The 16121-nt window shown below is 62.2% G+C and carries 14 protein-coding genes; 9 read left to right on the top strand and 5 right to left on the bottom strand.

The features are described from left to right. The first annotated feature begins 6 nt into the window (after positions 1-6). A complete protein-coding gene (locus tag EKH55_RS26775; RefSeq protein WP_151613819.1) occupies positions 7-1899 on the top strand; it encodes a nitric oxide reductase activation protein NorD in 1893 nt (630 codons plus the stop codon). A 178-nt stretch (positions 1900-2077) separates the two neighbouring features. Here EKH55_RS26775 and EKH55_RS26770 read toward each other — a convergent pair whose 3' ends face one another. From EKH55_RS26770 to EKH55_RS26760, 3 genes are read right to left on the bottom strand one after another with little or no spacing between them, the layout of a single operon-like run. Then, positions 2078-5230, bottom strand: a complete 3153-nt coding sequence (locus EKH55_RS26770; protein WP_151613818.1) for an efflux RND transporter permease subunit — start codon at positions 5228-5230, stop codon at positions 2078-2080. 28 nt (positions 5231-5258) lie between these two features. Then, on the bottom strand, positions 5259-6395 hold the full coding sequence (locus tag EKH55_RS26765) for an efflux RND transporter periplasmic adaptor subunit (protein WP_069456895.1): 1137 nt from the start codon (positions 6393-6395) through the stop codon (positions 5259-5261). Positions 6396-6437: 42 nt separating this feature from the next. Continuing rightward, positions 6438-7043 (bottom strand): TetR/AcrR family transcriptional regulator, encoded by a 606-nt coding sequence (locus tag EKH55_RS26760; RefSeq protein WP_069456894.1) that lies wholly within the window; start codon positions 7041-7043, stop codon positions 6438-6440. Between the two features lie 441 nt (positions 7044-7484). Between EKH55_RS26760 and napE the strand changes: the two genes are divergently transcribed. Genes napE through EKH55_RS26730 form a run of 6 tightly spaced genes read left to right on the top strand, consistent with a single transcriptional unit; the run spans position 7485 to position 12163 of the window. Continuing rightward, the gene (gene napE / locus EKH55_RS26755) at positions 7485-7676 is read left to right on the top strand and encodes a periplasmic nitrate reductase, NapE protein (RefSeq protein WP_151613817.1); all 192 of its coding nucleotides are present in this window, start codon (positions 7485-7487) and stop codon (positions 7674-7676) included. A gap of 7 nt (positions 7677-7683) precedes the next feature. Beyond that, a complete protein-coding gene (gene napF, locus EKH55_RS26750; RefSeq protein WP_151613816.1) occupies positions 7684-8184 on the top strand; it encodes a ferredoxin-type protein NapF in 501 nt (166 codons plus the stop codon). Beyond that, positions 8177-8434: a chaperone NapD gene (locus EKH55_RS26745; RefSeq protein ID WP_151613815.1), complete on the top strand. Its 258-nt coding sequence runs from the start codon at positions 8177-8179 to the stop codon at positions 8432-8434. Before napF ends, EKH55_RS26745 begins: the two co-directional genes overlap by 8 nt. A gap of 51 nt (positions 8435-8485) precedes the next feature. Beyond that, positions 8486-10990: a periplasmic nitrate reductase subunit alpha gene (gene napA / locus EKH55_RS26740; RefSeq protein WP_151613814.1), complete on the top strand. Its 2505-nt coding sequence runs from the start codon at positions 8486-8488 to the stop codon at positions 10988-10990. Then, positions 10960-11463 (top strand): nitrate reductase cytochrome c-type subunit, encoded by a 504-nt coding sequence (locus EKH55_RS26735; protein ID WP_151613813.1) that lies wholly within the window; start codon positions 10960-10962, stop codon positions 11461-11463. The genes napA and EKH55_RS26735 overlap by 31 nt, the downstream gene beginning before the upstream one ends. A 4-nt stretch (positions 11464-11467) precedes the next feature. After that, positions 11468-12163, top strand: coding sequence for a NapC/NirT family cytochrome c (locus EKH55_RS26730; protein ID WP_151613812.1), 696 nt, complete (start codon positions 11468-11470; stop codon positions 12161-12163). Between the two features lie 41 nt (positions 12164-12204). Here the strand turns inward: EKH55_RS26730 and EKH55_RS26725 are convergent, their stop codons facing one another. Next, positions 12205-13824 carry a M10 family metallopeptidase C-terminal domain-containing protein gene (locus tag EKH55_RS26725; protein WP_151613811.1) on the bottom strand — a complete coding sequence of 540 codons (1620 nt, stop codon included), beginning with the start codon at positions 13822-13824 and terminating at the stop codon, positions 12205-12207. Between the two features lie 226 nt (positions 13825-14050). On the opposite strand from EKH55_RS26725, the gene EKH55_RS26720 reads away from it, so the two are divergent. Next, on the top strand, positions 14051-14209 hold the full coding sequence (locus tag EKH55_RS26720; protein WP_106407740.1) for a hypothetical protein: 159 nt from the start codon (positions 14051-14053) through the stop codon (positions 14207-14209). A 210-nt stretch (positions 14210-14419) separates the two neighbouring features. Here EKH55_RS26720 and EKH55_RS26710 read toward each other — a convergent pair whose 3' ends face one another. Further along, entirely contained in the window at positions 14420-15469 is a 1050-nt protein-coding gene (locus tag EKH55_RS26710) for an ornithine cyclodeaminase (RefSeq protein ID WP_151613810.1), read from the bottom strand. A gap of 132 nt (positions 15470-15601) precedes the next feature. On the opposite strand from EKH55_RS26710, the gene EKH55_RS26705 reads away from it, so the two are divergent. Beyond that, positions 15602-16054 carry an Lrp/AsnC family transcriptional regulator gene (locus EKH55_RS26705; RefSeq protein ID WP_151613809.1) on the top strand — a complete coding sequence of 151 codons (453 nt, stop codon included), beginning with the start codon at positions 15602-15604 and terminating at the stop codon, positions 16052-16054. Positions 16055-16121: the final 67 nt, after the last annotated feature.

Raw genomic sequence — 16121 nt, 5'->3', positions numbered from 1 at the left:
GCCGAGATGCTGGATTTCCTCGAACTCGAAGAGACTGTCGGCCGCGCCTGGCACCGCTTCATCGGCAACACGCGCAGCTGGCCGCGTTTTCCGGAGGAAGCCGTCCGGCTCAAAGATGTGCAAACGGTGCTTGCCGTCTACTTCCGCGGTCTCGGCGGAGAGCAGGCGGTGCAGATCGCACCGGCGCGCGGCCGCACCTCCACACATCGGCTGCGGCTGCGCCAGCGCATGGGGCTTGGCGAAGAGAAGCTGGTGCAGCCGGCGCGCGACCAGGCGACGCTGATGCTTCCGGCGGAAATAGACCTCTTCCCACTCAGGCGCCTCAACCGCGATCTCTATTTCTGGCTCGCCGCTATGATGGCCGTCATGCCGCTGTCACCGGTCGGCGCCGGCGATCCTCTCGCTCTTGACCTCGCCGGCCTCGCGCGCGCGGAAGAGACGGTGAAAAGGGTGCTTGACGCCTTTCCGGCTTTGCGCCCGCGCTATCGCCGCCTGTGCCGGGCGGTGCTGGAGGTGCGGCAAGGGCGGACGTTGCCGGCGGTCGAGCAGCACGTCGAGAACCGAGTGCTGCGCATGCTGAGGACCGGCGCTGGCCGGGACGACGAGATCGTGCCGGCCATCTTTCCACGGCGTGCACCACCCGGTTACCTACCCATGCTTCCCGTGCCGCTCTGGCCGGAGGCGCTGCTCAGGCAGGAGACGGAAAGACGGGAGGGCGGCGATGAGCCTGCCCGTGGCGGCAGAGCGGAAGGGGTCGAAACGACCCGCCATGTGGCGACCCGCGAGGCGCAGCGACAGAAGGAACGTAGCCCGTTCATTCTCAATCGTTTCGAGAAAATCCTCGCCATGGCCGAGATGGTCAATGTCGACCGGCCGTCCGACGACAGCGACGAGCACGACGCACAGGCTGCGGACGAACTCGACGAGATGACACTTGGCGAGCGCCAGGGGCGGCCTGCGGCGCGGTTCCGCTTCGATCTCGACCTGCCGCCGGAAGCGCTTGACCGCACGGCGCTGACGGCGGAGCACAGCTATCCCGAATGGGATTACCGCAGTGGCAGCTATCTTCGGGATTATTGCCGCGTCGTTGCCGCGCCTGCATCAGGCGAGGGGATCGTCGGCGAGACGGATGCGGCGACGAAGAGCCTGATCCGCCGCGTCAGGCGGCAATTCGAAGTGCTGCGGCCGCGGCACGAGCTCTTGAGGGCGCAGATCGACGGCGCGGATCTCGACCTCGACGCCGTGGTGCGCGCCCGCACCGACCTCAAGGCCGGCGGCCAGGGCAGCGACCGCATCCACATGATGAGCCGACCGCAGGCCCACGACCTCGCCGTGACCATCCTCGTCGACGTTTCGCTTTCCACCGATGCCTGGTTCGACGATCTCCGCGTTCTCGACGTGGAGAAGCAGGCGCTCCTGGTATTGGCACATGGGCTCGCGGCCTGCGGCGACTCCCACGAAATCCTGACCTTCACCTCGCGCCGGCGCGACTGGGTGCGCGTCGAAACCGTCAAGGCTTTCGACGAGGCGATGGGGTCCGCCGTCGAGGCGCGTATCGCCGGACTCAAGCCTGGTTATTACACCCGCATTGGCGCGGCAGTCCGCCACGCCGCCAAGGGTCTGGTCGACCAGCCGAACCGCCGTAAGCTGCTGATCGTGCTGACGGATGGCAAGCCGAACGATGTCGACCATTACGAAGGGCGCTTTGCGCTTGAGGACAGTCGCCGCGCCGTTACCGAGGCGCGACGCTCCGGCATTCATGTTTTCGGAGTGACGGTCGATCGCGAAGCGAAGTGCTATGTGCCCACGATCTTCGGGCAGAACGGATATGCCGTCGTCAGTAGTATCGGCAGGCTGCCGGCCGCCCTGCCTTCGATCTATCGCGGCCTCGTGAGATAGGCGGGGGAGGCCGCGATACGGAAGGCCCGGCAAGTCTACTGCATGTCTCCTTTAATCGACCTCGATTGAAGGACAAAGACATGCAGCACCCCAAAGTGATACAGCGACCTTTGCGCGTCTGATAAGACGCGCGGCGCTGTAGGAGCCGGGCCTTCCATCCATTTCTCGTCGCGCACGATCATTCCGCGGCGATGGGGGCGGGATAGCGCTTTGCATCCGCGTCGGCGCCCCCGTCCGGCACTGCCTCATCCCTGTCCGACTTCCGCACCTTCGGTTCCTTGCCGAAGAACACGGCATAACCTGCCGGCAGCACCAGGATCGTCAGCACCGTCGCGACCAGGATGCCGCCCATCATCGCGTAGGCGAGCGGCGCCCAGAAGATGCTGCGCGAGATCGGTATCATCGCGAGCACCGCGACGAGCGCCGTTAGCATAATCGGCCGGAACCGACGCACGGCAGCGCCGACGATCGCCTCGGAGCGCTCCATCCCGCCGGCGATGTCCTGATCGATCTGGTCGACGAGGATGATCGAGTTTCGGATGATGATGCCGAGAAGTGCTATGACGCCGAGAATGGCGACGAAGCCGAAGGGGGCGCCGCTGACAAGGAGCGCCGCAGCCGCACCAATGATGCCGAGCGGACCCGTGGCGAGCACAAGTATCGACTTGCCGAAATGCTGGAGCTGCACCATCAGCAGGACGAGGATGACGAGCAGCATGATCGGCGCCTTGGCGGCGATCGACGCCTGGCTTTCGGCGCTGTCTTCGGCGCCACCCTGGACCTCTATCTTGTAACCGGGTGCAAGCCCGTCCCGAAGCCCCTTGAGCTCGTCGTAGAGCTTCATCGTGACGTCGTTCGGTTGGACGCCGTCCGGCAGCGTCCCACGCACGGTAATCGTCGGCAGGCGATCACGCCGCCACTCGATCCCCTGCTCCATGACCGGCACGACCTTGGCGATCTGGGCGACGGGCACGAAGCCGCCGAAATCCGTCGGCACATAGACCGAATTGACTGCCGACAGCAGGTGCCGGTTGCCGTTCGGCTCGCGGGCGACGATCGAGACCGTTTCCTCGCCGTCGCGGACATCGTCGAGCGGGACACCGGACATCGCCGCCTGCAGCATTTGGCGGACGCGCTGCGAACTGACGCCGAGCGCGCGGGCGCGGTCCTGGTCGATGACGAGCTTCATTGCCGGCACGGGCTCCAGCCAGTCGTCATGGACGGCCCCGAGCAAGGGATTCTCGTTGAACTTCGCCCTCACCTGATCGGCGATGCGGCGCAGTTCCTGGCGATCGGGACCCATCACGCGGATCTGAACCGGCCAGCCGGTCGGGGGGCCGAGAAACAGGCGGTCGACCTTGGCGCGGATCGAGGGGAAGTCTTCGGCGAGGATCGTACGCAGCTTGAGGATCAGCCGTTCGCGCGCGGGCTCGTCCTTCGCCATGACGAGCAGTTGCGCAAAGTTTGGATTGCGAAGCTGCTGGTCGAGCGGCAAGAAGAAGCGCGGGATGCCTTCGCCGATATAGGTGGCGATGAAGCGCTTGTCCTCGTCGTCCATCATGCGCGCCTCGAGGGCCCGGGCCTGACGCTCGACCTCGCTGATGCTGGTGCCTTCCGGCAGCCATAAGTCGACGAGAATCTCCGGCCGGGACGATTGCGGAAAGAAATTCTTGGGAATGAACTGGAAGGCCCAGAGGCTGGTCATGAAGGCTGCCAGCGTCATGACGAGCACGATGACGCGGTGGCGCACGGCCCAGCCGACGGCCGACCGGAGGCGGCGGTAGAAGCGCGTGTCGAAAACGTCGTGATGCCCGCCGGCATGGTGGCGCTGCTTCAGGATCATGTATCCGAGCCAGGGCGTGAAGTAGACGGCCACGAACCAGGAGACGACCAGAGCGATGCCGACCACATAAAAGAGCGAACGGACATACTCGCCCGCAGTGGATTGCGCAAAGCCGACCGGAATGAAGCCGGCGATGGTGATCAGTGTGCCGGTGAGCATCGGGAAGGCGGTCGAGGAATAGGCGAAGCTCGCCGCATCGATCTTCGCCAGGCCTTCCTCGAGCTTTCGCTCCATGAGTTCGACGACGATCATCGCGTCGTCGACCAGCAGGCCAAGCGCGATGATGAGCGCGCCCAGCGAAATCCGCTGCAGGTCGATGCCGAACTCGTACATGATGGCGAAGGTGGCGGCGAGCACCAGCGGTATGGCGATCGCAATCACCAGGCCCGAGCGCCAGCCGATGGACAGGAACGACACCACGAGAACGATGGCCAGCGCTTCCATGAGAGCGTGCATGAATTCGCTCATCGCCTCGGTTACGACTTCCGGCTGGTTGGAGATCTGGTCGACCGATACGCCATGGGGGAGCGAGGATTCAAAACGTTCATAGGTCGCCTCCACTGCCTTGCCGACATCGGTGACGTTGTGACCCTTGGCCATCACCACGCCGATCTGCACGCTGTCATGGCCGTTGAATCGGAATTTGCGCGCGTAAGGGTCCTCGAGCCCCGCAGTAATCGTCGCTATGTCACCGAGGCGGATCGCTTCGCTGCCCGTCCGCAGGCGCAGGTTGCGGATGTCCTCGACCCGCGTCACGTCCCCGTCGACGGAAATGCGCACCGACCGGGTGCCGGTATCGACGCTGCCGGCAGGGTCGACATTGTTCTGGCCGGCAATGGCGTTTTGCAGGTCGGCAAGCGTGAGCCCGCGCGCGGCCAACAGTTTGGAGGAGACGTCGATATAAATCTTCTGCGGCTGGTCGCCGAGGATCACCACCTTCTCCACGCCGGGCGTCGTCAGGAGCATGTCGCGGCCGTCTATCGCGAACCGCTTCAGTTCGGGATAGGTGTAGCCTTGCCCACTGATGGCGTGCATGGTGATATAGGTGTCGCCGAACTCGTCGTTGAAATAGGGGCCGAGCATGCCTTCGGGCAGTTCATTGGCGATGTCGCCCACCTTTTTGCGGACCTGATAGAAGGCGTCGGCAACGTCGTCCGCATCCGTATCGCCCTCGATCTGCACGGTGATGATGGTGCTGCCCGAGCGCGTATAGGAGCGGACGAAATCGAGATGCGGCGTCTCCTGCAGCTTGCGCTCTATCTTGTTGACGACCTGATGCTGCATCTCCTCGATCGAAGCGCCCGGCCAGACCGCCTGGACGACCATCGTCCGGAAGGTGAATTCCGGGTCCTCTCGCTGCCCCATGCGCACGAGCCCGAGGGCGCCGGTGACAATGATCAGCGCGAAAAGGAAGCGCGCGATGCTCGGATGGCCGATCGCCCAACGCGACAGGTTGAACGGCGTCTTCTCCCCCGTGGAGGCGTGCATGATCGGTATTCCTGTCTGGTCTGTGTGGTTAGCGGACGATCTGTGTTCCGGCGCTGGCGGATTGTTGCGCGTCGGGCCGCAGTTTTACTTTCAGGTCCTCGGTCATGAACTGCGTGCCGGCTGTGACGACGAGGTCGCCCGGTGCGAGGCCCTCCGCGACCCGCACCTGATCGCCGGTGAAGTCGGCGAGCCTGATGGCGCGGGCGTGAACCGTCGATGCGTCGCGATCGACGGTCCAGACGATGTCCTTGTCGTCCTTTCGGGCGAGCGCGCTTAAGGGAATGGAGATCAGGGTCTCTGACTTCGCTGCAGCCGCCTCGACCGTTGCGGTCATGCCGAGCAGGACGCGCCGGTCATCGGGCAGGCTGATACGCACCGAGAATGTCCGGGATTGCCGTTCGGCGCTGCCGGACACCTCCCGCACCCGACCCTCGAGGGTCAGCATGTCGTTGGACCAGAAGCGCGCTTGCACCTCCTTGCCCGGTTTGAACTCCGCAATATCGAGTTCCGGTACGGCGACCTCGATCTCCTTCTCGCCGTCGATTGCAACCGTCACGACCGGTGTGCCGGTGCCGACGACCTGGCCGATATCGGCATTGATGGCGGTGATGATGCCGGGCTGGTCGGAGAGTAGCCTCGTGTAGGTCACCTGGTTTCTTGCCTGGCTCAGGGCGGAAGCGGCGGCATCGCGCGTGGAGACGGCCTGATCATAGGCGAGGCTTGCCTGATCGAGCTCGGCCCTTGAGGAGAATTTCCGCGCAAAAAGCTGCTCGGCCCGCGTTTTCGTGAGCGCAACCGTCTGAACCTGCTTGTCGGCGGCGAGAAGGTTGGCTTCGGCGCTCTTGACCGAGAGCTCGTAATCGGTCGGATCAAGACGGGCGAGAACGTCGCCCGGCTCTACGCGGTCGCCGATGTCGACGAGCCGCTCGGTGATCTTGCCGCCGACGCGGAAGCCGAGATTCATCTCAGTGCGTGCCTTGACCGCTCCGGCATAAACGAGCCGCCGCGTTTCGCCCGTGCCGGCAATCTCGACCACCTTGACCGGCCGGATGATTTCCTTCGTCTCGGCCTTCTCCTCCGAGCAGCCGGCGAGTAGGGCGGCAAGAGCGGCCACACCTAATAGGCGGCCAGCAAAGGGCTGTTTGAAGACGCTTGTGAAGGACATCGTTTGTGTTCCTGGTACGCTGCCGCAGCGGCGGCATTTTCGTTAATACTTCAAGGCCTTGATCGCGAATTCGATCAACGCGTCCGAGGTTGGGCGGTTTTCCTTCGCAAGACATTGCGCCACCATCTGCGGGTGGCAGAGCGTCAAGAGAGAGGCAGTGAAGCAGCGAGCGGCGGTCTCGGGATCCTGATTGGCGAACTCGCCCGCGCTGATGCCCTCTCGGATGATGCCGGCGATGAGACCGTCAATGCGATCGATGTGCTTCTCGATCACGTGCCACTCTCGCTCGATCGCAACGACGACCATCTCATGGACCTTCTGCTCGTCGAGCATGGTTTCGACGGTGAGCCTGTGCTGCCCATGCGCGTAGCGGCGCAGGCGCTCGGCGGCACTCAGGGGAAGGCGCGAAATCTCCAGCGCTTGCTCATAGCTCGCGGCCAGCATGCGCGCGCATAGCGCCTGATGGATTTCGGTCTTGGAGGAGAAGAAGCGATAGATATTCGCCGGCGACATGTCGAGCTCGCGAGCGATATCGGCCACATTCGTCTTGCTGTAGCCGTAATGGCGAAAGAGCCGCTCGGCGGCATCGAGAATCCGCGCGATGTTCTCCTGCCGGCTTGCTTCGATACTGTCTGAGGTCTGCGGCATTGCTGGGGGCTTCTGATGAGTGACGATTTTTGAATGTCGTCACTCATAATCCGATAACCGCGATGTGTCAACGTCCCGCAAACTTGCCGGAGTTCACCCAGCGATTGTATCTGGCTGCCTGAGCGCGGTGCGCCTGGTGTTCTGTCGTCGAGGGGGGATGAATACGGGACCGACGACGCGACCAACGCATGGCACCAGTCGAAACACCAGTCGAAAAATTGGCGCCGACCGTCATGACCCTTGCGGCTGCGAAACAATTCGACTCATCAATGTGCTAAGTATCCCGTCGTTCATGAAAAGAATGGTTCTGCCTGGAAAGGAGTGAGCCGACATATTTTGACATAGATCAATTCTATTGGTGACGAACGAAGTTAAGTTTATTTTCCTTTCTTTCCCGAAAATGATTGTTACTATTCCAACAGTTGCATGGGGAGATGCAGCATGTCGGAGTTGTCTTCCGGTGGACCGGCGACGCCGCTCCGCTCCGAACGGCGTAAGGAGCTTTTAACTTTTTTCGTGCTCGCCTTTGGCATATGGCCATTGGTTGCAGTCGGCGTCGTGGGCGGTTACGGCTTTATCGTGTGGATGCTGCAGCTTGTCTTCGGGCCTCCCGGCCCGCCGACGGGGCATTGAGGTGGCCGTGGCAGGCGCGAGCAACATCTCCAGACGCGGCGTGCTTCTCGGGAGAGGCTCCAAAGTGGCGCGCATCTGTCCCCCGGGCGCAACGATCGAGACACTCGCCGCATGCACGGGTTGCGGCGCATGCGTCGATGCCTGTCCCACGAATATCGTTCGTCTCGACGGCGGCTGGCCGTCGCTCGATTTTGCGCATGGGGAGTGCCTATTCTGCGGCGATTGCCTGCGCGCTTGCCCGGAGCCTGTCTTCCAGGCAACGAACATCCGCCGTTTTCCGCACATGGCCGCGATCGGCGCTTCTTGCCTGACGCGAAACGGCGTTGCCTGCCAGTCATGTCACGATGCGTGTCCGCAGCAGGCGATCCGTTTCCGCCCCCGCATGGGCGGGCCATTCCTGCCCGAAGTCGATGATGATCTTTGCAGCGGTTGCGGTGCCTGCATAGGCCTCTGTCCGGTCGGGGCGATCCGGGCCGGCGAGCGCAGGAAGGAGGGCGCCCATGCCTGATGCGAAAGCGCAATGTCACATCTCCAGTGCCGTCATCGCCGCCGTTCCGGCGAAGTTGGACGGCGTTCTCGCGGCGCTTGCGCAGATGGAGACAGTGGAGGTCTACGGCCATCAGGGCGGGAAGATCGTGGTGGTGATCGAAGGCACGAGTTCCGGCATGCTCGGCGAATGCCTGTCGCGGATTTCCGGTCTCGACGGCGTCGTCGCCGCCAGCATGGTGTTTGAGCATGTCGATGCGGGTCACGGATAGGCGCGATTTTCGCACCGACCACGCTCGAACTTGAAGAGGAGGCACGCAGACATGAGCGGCGAACTGACGCGGCGTGACATTCTGAAGGCGCATGCTGCCGGCATTGCCGCCGCGGCTGCCGGCATTGCGCTGCCGGTCTCCGCGCAGCCGGTTCCGGGCGGAGTCGAGGCACTCGAAATCAAGTGGTCCAAGGCTCCTTGCCGTTTTTGCGGCACCGGCTGCGGCGTCATGGTGGGCGTGAAAGAAGGCCAGGTCGTCGCCACCCACGGAGATATGCAGGCGGAGGTCAATCGCGGCCTCAACTGCATAAAGGGCTATTTCCTGTCGAAGATCATGTATGGCGCTGACCGGCTGAAGACGCCGCTCTTACGCAAGCAGAACGGCCGTTTCAGCAAAGACGGCGAGTTCGAGCCGGTCAGCTGGGATGAGGCCTTCGACGTGATGGCCGAGCAATGCAAGCGGGTGCTGAAAGAGAAGGGGCCGACGGCCGTCGGCATGTTCGGCTCGGGGCAATGGACGGTCTTTGAAGGTTACGCCGCGACGAAGCTGATGCGCGCGGGATTCCGCTCCAACAACCTCGATCCGAATGCACGACACTGCATGGCGTCGGCAGCCTATGCCTTCATGCGTGCCTTCGGCATGGACGAGCCGATGGGCTGCTACGACGATTTCGAGCATGCGGATGCCTTCGTGCTCTGGGGCTCCAACATGGCGGAAATGCATCCGATCCTTTGGACGCGGCTTGCCGACCGTCGGTTGGGGCACCCGCATGTGCGGGTGGCGGTTCTCTCCACCTTCACTCACCGCAGCATGGATCTCGCCGACGTGCCGATCGTCTTCAAGCCGGGCACTGACCTCGCGATCCTGAATTACATCGCCAATCACATCATCACGACCGGTCGCGTGAACCGGGATTTCGTCGACAGGCACACGACCTTCATGCAAGGGGCCGCCGACATCGGCTATGGCCTCAGGTCCGACAATCCGATCGAGGTCAGAGCGGCGAATGCCAACGACCCCGCGAAGATGGAACCGATCAATTTCGAGGCATTCAAGATCTTCGTTTCGGAATACACGCTGGAAAAGACGGCGGAGATCACTGGAGTCGACCCGGGCTTCCTGGAGGAACTCGCCGAACTCTATGCCGATCCTGACCGCAAGGTGATGTCGCTCTGGACCATGGGCTTCAACCAGCATGTGCGCGGCGTCTGGGCCAACCACATGGTCTACAACATCCACCTGTTGACGGGGAAGATTTCCGAACCCGGCAACAGCCCGTTCTCCTTGACCGGCCAGCCCTCCGCTTGCGGTACCGCCCGCGAGGTCGGCACCTTCGCCCACCGGCTGCCGGCCGACATGACGGTGACCAATCCGGAGCACCGTAAACATGCCGAGGAGATCTGGCGCGTTCCCCACGGCATCATCCCGGAGAAGCCAGGATACCACGCCGTCGAGCAGGATCGGATGCTGAAGGACGGCAAGCTCAACTTCTATTGGGTGCAGGTCAACAACAATGTCCAGGCCGCGCCCAATACGAAGAACGAGACCTATCAGGGCTATCGCAACCCGGAAAACTTCATCGTCGTCTCGGACGCCTATCCGACGATCACGGCCATGAGCGCCGACCTCATTCTGCCGGCGGCCATGTGGGTTGAGAAGGAGGGAGCCTACGGCAATGCCGAACGCCGCACCCACGTCTGGCACCAACTCGTACAGGCGCCGGGCGAGGCACGATCGGACCTGTGGCAGATTGCCGAGTTCTCGAAGCGCTTCACGACGGAGGAGGTCTGGCCGACCGAGATTCTGGAGGCCAATCCCTCCTATCGCGGCAAGACGCTCTTCGATGTTCTGTTCAAGAACGGCGCGGTCGATCGCTTTCCTTTGAGCGAAGTGAACCGAGACTATGCGAACAACGAGGCCGACGCCTTCGGCTTCTACATCCAGAAGGGTCTCTTCGAGGAGTATGCCTCTTTCGGGCGCGGCCATGGGCACGACCTGGCGCCTTACGACCGCTATCACGAGGTGCGCGGCCTGCGCTGGCCAGTAGTGAACGGCAAGGAGACGCTCTGGCGCTACCGCGAGGGCCTCGACCCCTACGTGAAGGCGGGCGAGGGCGTCAAATTCTACGGGCGTCCCGACGGCAAGGCCGTCATCCTTGCCGTGCCTTACGAGCCGCCGGCGGAGCCGCCGGACGAGGAGTATGATCTCTGGCTCGTCACCGGCCGCGTACTCGAGCACTGGCATTCGGGCTCGATGACCATGCGGGTGCCGGAACTCTATCGCGCCTTCCCGGGGGCGCGCTGCTTCATGAATGCCGATGATGCCAGGAAGCGCGGCATCAATCAGGGGGCGGAGGTCCGCGTTGTTTCGCGCCGTGGCGAAATACGCTCGCGCGTCGAAACGCGCGGCCGCAACCGGATGCCGCCGGGCGTGATCTTCGTGCCCTGGTTCGACGCCAGCCAGTTGATCAACAAAGTGACCCTCGACGCGACAGATCCCATCTCCAAACAGACGGATTTCAAGAAATGCGCGGTCAAGATCCTACCCGTCGCCTGATCCGGCGACCAGAATTCGTGGCCGTCCTTGCGGGGCTCGCCCTATTTGCCGCGACGACGGCAGTTGGCCAGGTCGTGGAGAAGATGGTTCCCGAGCTTCAGGGGCCGACGCCGCCGATCGCCACGGGCACGGCCGCGCCCTTGCCGAAATGGGTGGTCGACGACAAGCGCAAGATGCGCGCCTATCCCGACCAGCCGCCGGTCATCCCACATTCGATCGAGGGTTATCAGCTCTCCGTCAACACCAACCGCTGCCTTTCCTGTCACAAGCGGGAATTCACGCAAGATTCCGGCGCACCGATGATCAGCGTCACGCACTATATGACGCGTGAGGGACAGATGCTCGCGGACGTTTCTCCGCGGCGCTATTTCTGCACCGCCTGTCATGTGCCGCAGGCCGACGTCCAGCCGCTCGTCGGCAACACCTTCAGGGACATGAGCGAAATGGGTATCAAGAAGGCGGGGAGCGAGTGACGAGATGGGCCCAATCCGCAAACTCGTCCTCTGGGCGTGGCGTCTTGTCAGCACGCCCGCGGCAACGCTGAGCCTCGGCTTCCTGACCCTCGGTGGCTTTGTCGGAGGGGTGATGTTCTGGGGCGCCTTCAACACGGCGCTCGAATTTACCAATACCGAGACGTTCTGCACCTCGTGCCATGAGATGCGCGACAATGTCTATGAGGAGCTGACGCGGACCATTCACTTCTCCAACCGTTCCGGCGTCAGGGCTTCCTGCCCGGACTGTCACGTGCCGCATGAATGGACGGACAAGATCGCCCGCAAGATGCAGGCGTCGAAGGAGGTCTGGGGCAAGATCTTCGGCACGATCAGTACGCGACCGAAGTTCCTGGAAAAGCGGCTGGAACTTGCCCAACACGAATGGGCACGCTTGAAGGCGAACGACAGCTTGGAATGCCGGAACTGCCACTCCTCCGTTGCCATGGACCTGCAGAAGCAGACGCAGCGCGCCGCCGAGATCCACACGCGCTATCTTCTCGCCGGCCGCGCGACCTGTATCGACTGTCACAAGGGCATTGCCCACGAGCTGCCGAACATGCAGGGCATTGATCCCGGCTGGAAGATGCCGCCCGAACTGGAGGGCGAAGTCCTGCCTTCGGCTTCGGCGATCGACGACCTCCGGCGGGCAGTAGACAATGCTCACGCCGCTCTCTTCTGAGGCCACAGCCGAGTTGGCGGCGCATACACCCGGCACACGGCTCAGAGCACGAAATAGCCCTTCTGCAACGTGACGGCGTCGTCCAGGTGGATGGCGAAGTCGGCCTTCTTGTCGCCGTTCACGTCGCCGTAGATATAGGTATCCGAGCTCGTCTTAACGTATCTGAGCTCGCCCTTCTTGCCTTTGAAAGCGGCCGTACCGACGAAAGTGAACGCCTGATCGCCAGATGTGGACGTGTTTGCGTCGATCGCGGACAAATCGATCCTGTCGCCCTCGGAAGGGAGGAAATCGTAGATCGTATCGCGGCCCGTGGAGGCAACGGTGCTGTCGTTTATCGATCTGAACACGAAGGTGTCGGCCTCAGTCCCGCCGGTAAGCTTATCCGCTCCGGTTCCGCCATAAAGCCGGTCGTTGCCTGCATCGCCTCGAAGCGTGTCATTGCCGCTGCCGCCGGTCAGTTGATCAGATCCGCTACCGCCATAGACGAGGTCGTTTCCAGCGTCGCCATAGAGGAGATCATTGCCGCTGCCGCCAGACAGCCTGTCATGGCCGCTTCCGCCGTAGAGCCTGTCATTGCCGCTCTCGCCGTAGAGCTTGTCGTTGCCGCCATTGCCCCACAGCCTGTTCGCTGCCTGATTGCCGATGATCGAGTCGGCGGCCGAGCCGGCCTTGACATTCTCGATCAGCGAGCGGGTGTCGCCGCGATAGAGCAGCGCGTTGAAGATGTTCCCTGCCGCGTATCCGCTGTTGGGACCACCGCCGAGATAGGCGAGTTGGTCGGCGCTGAATGTCGATGCCTTCCCCGGGCGCAGATCGACCTTGAGTCCGGTCTTGTAGCCAGTGAGGTCGAAGGTGTCGTTGCCTCCGCCGTCCCAGATGGTGGCGAAGATGCGGTTGGCCCCCGGAGAGATGCCCACCTCCCCGTTGACCAGGGTTACGCCGCTGCCGGGCGTCCATTTGTAGACCGTGTTGCCGCTGTTGGTCGTAAAATCGGCGCCGTACATTTCCTGCAGCCCGGCGATATCGGCCATCATGAAGGTCTGCGGCGCGCCGTAGCGCTCGTAATGGTAACCCGTGCCGGCGCCGACATAGCCGCGATAAGTCATGATCGAATATTCGATCGAATCGTATTGCTTGGGCAGCGCTTTGAACGCGCCTTCCGTCTCGTGACCGTGTTTCAATCCGAGTGCATGGCCGATTTCGTGGAGCAGCGTGTGCCAGGCGTAATTGCCGGCGACGGGCTTGCGATAGTCGTAGATGGTGCCGGCATAGGCGGTGCCAAACCAGACGTCGCCGGCGTCCGTATAGGTGTCCGGCATGTAAGCCCAGGCGGTCTCCGGCATGCGGGACTGGGCAAGGCGAATTGTCGCGCTGCTCGCGTTTCCGGCGCTGAACGTGGCGTTGGTAAACCCCTCGACGGAAAAGCCGTCATTGGCGGCCGTGCCGTAGGATTGCTCCAAGGCGAAAAGTGCGGCGTTCTTCTGTGCCGTCGATATGGAGCTGAAACCGTAATCCGGCTCGCCGCCATAGGCGTAGCTGCTGGCGAAGGTGGGAAACGCATAGGTGATGGTGCCGCTCCACGCCGAACCAGAAAGCACGCCGTTGATCATGCTATTGCTGGTCACGCTGACGGTCTTGACTGTTTTACCGGTACCACTCATGCGAAATTCCCGATTGCGATGCGCGAGCACATTGCTCCACGATCAAATAGACAGATCGTATGGGGACGGTAGGCGTCGAATGCCTACGATTTCCATAACGGGTTCGTGAAGATTGGAGAGAATCGTGCCGTTCCCTAAGTTGCTTACGTTTTATGCCCTGATGATACTGGCAGCAATGTGTACGCCTGTTACAGCAGCCGGCGTCCCAAAGGCAATCGGAGTGAACATGCAGAAGCCTCCGGATCACGAAGCCGCCGTCAGGTCGGAGTTCGAGCGGGTGCGTGCGGAAAATACGGTGGAGGCTTACGAGCGCTTCATCCGCCGGCACCCGGACCACCCCTTGGTGGAAGAGGCCAGAAAAGCCTTGCTCCGGCTGCGCAAATAGCAGCGTCGCTAATGCATGTCGCCCAAAAAGTGTGAAGCGGTTTTGGGCCAACGACGTGCATGAAAACAAAGAACTAAAGCGCGTTGCACGAATACCATTAAACGCGACGCGCTTTAAAAGCCTCTACCATCGTTGGGGAAGATGGAATCGGACGTTTCCCTGCCGGTGTCATCGAAGAGTTGCACGTGGAGTAGGTGTCCGGGAATCATGTTACTTCGCGCGCTGCAGCATTCCGAACAGGTCGCGTGGATCGTCCGGATCGGCGATCATGTCGAGGTTCTGGTAGAAATCCGTGCCGGACAGCCGCTCGCGCACATAGCGCAGCGCCGAAAAGTCCTCGATCGCGAAGCCGACGCTGTCGAACAGCGTGATCTGCTTTGCGTCACGCCGGCCCGGCGCCGCGCCGGTGACGACCTTCCAGAGCTCCACCACCGGAAAGTCCGGTGCCATCTGCTGGATCTCTCCCTCGATGCGGGTCTGCGGCGGATATTCGACGAAGACGTCCGAGCGCTTGAGGATGTCGCGGTGGAGCTCCGTTTTGCCGGGACAGTCGCCGCCGATCGCGTTGATGTGGACGCCGGCGCCGACCATGTTGTCGGTGAGGATCGTTGCGAACTGCTTGTCGGCCGTGCAGGTGGTGATGATCTCCGCCCCCTCGATAGCCTCTTGCGCCGAGCGACAGGCGACGACCTTGAGGTCGAAGCCAGCCAGATTTTGAACGGTTTTCTCGGTCGCCCGGGGGTCGATGTCGTAGAGGCGAACTGTATCGATGCCGCAGACGGCCTTCATCGCCAGCGCCTGGAATTCAGCCTGGGCGCCGTTTCCGATCATCGTCATGGTGCGCGCGCTCTTCGGCGCCAGATGCCGTGCGGCCATCGCCGAGGTCGCGGCCGTCCGGAGCGCCGTCAGCAGCGTCATTTCCGTGAGCAGTACCGGATAGCCGGTCGAAACCTCGGCAAGCAGCCCGAAAGCCGTCACGGTCTGCAGTCCGTCGACAGTGTTCTTGGGATGGCCGTTCACATATTTGAAGCTGTAGACGCTGCCATCCGAGGTCGGCATCAGCTCGATCACGCCGTCGCGTGAATGGCTGGCGACGCGCGGCGTCTTGTCGAAGCTCTCCCAGCGGCGAAAGTCGGCCTCGATGGCGTCCGCGAGTTCCGCCAGAACGGTCTCGACGCCCAGGTGATGAACGAGACGCATCATGTTCTCGACGCTGACGAACGGCACCATTGCCTTCGCGGACGGGAGCGGTGAGAGCATCGATGTTCCTCCTGCATGAGATCGGCATCCAAGAGCGTAACGATTGGCGCTGCTGGTCGAAAGCGCAAAGCTGTGCTATTTTCGCCATAGTATCGAGCAGTTTGTTCAGGATGATTGTACAATATTGTCAAAATGAATTCGAGAGACACGACCATTGCAAAATATACGCCGGATGATCTGGATCGCCGTATCATTGCCCACCTTCGTGCAGACGGTCGAGCGTCGCTCTCCAGGCTTTCGGATGCACTCGGCGTTGCCCGCGGCACCGTGCAGAACCGGTTGGACCGCTTGATCGAAACCGGGACGCTCCTGGGCTTCACGGTGCGTGTCAGGGAGGATTACGATGTCAATACCGTGCATGCGATCATGATGATCGAGGTCATTGGGAAATCGACGACGCAGGTCATTCGCAAGCTACGCGGGATCCCCGAGATCTATTCACTGCACACGACGAACGGAAATTGGGATCTCGTCGCCAATATTCGCGCGGCCAACCTTTCCGAATTCGATCGGATCCTCCGCGAAGTGCGGATGATAGACGGCGTCGCCAACAGCGAGACCAGCCTTCTGCTGAGCAGCGTGTGATGCGCGCCAGCCATCGGCAGGCATGGAGGTGATTGAAACCGCCGCGCGTCCCTCTTAGTTTCTGCGG

The organism is Sinorhizobium alkalisoli (genome assembly GCF_008932245.1).
In the GTDB taxonomy this organism is placed as follows: Bacteria; Pseudomonadota; Alphaproteobacteria; order Rhizobiales; family Rhizobiaceae; genus Sinorhizobium; species Sinorhizobium alkalisoli.
The sequence above is the reverse complement of the archived record's forward strand: the minus strand, read 5'-3'. Positions and strand labels throughout refer to the sequence as shown.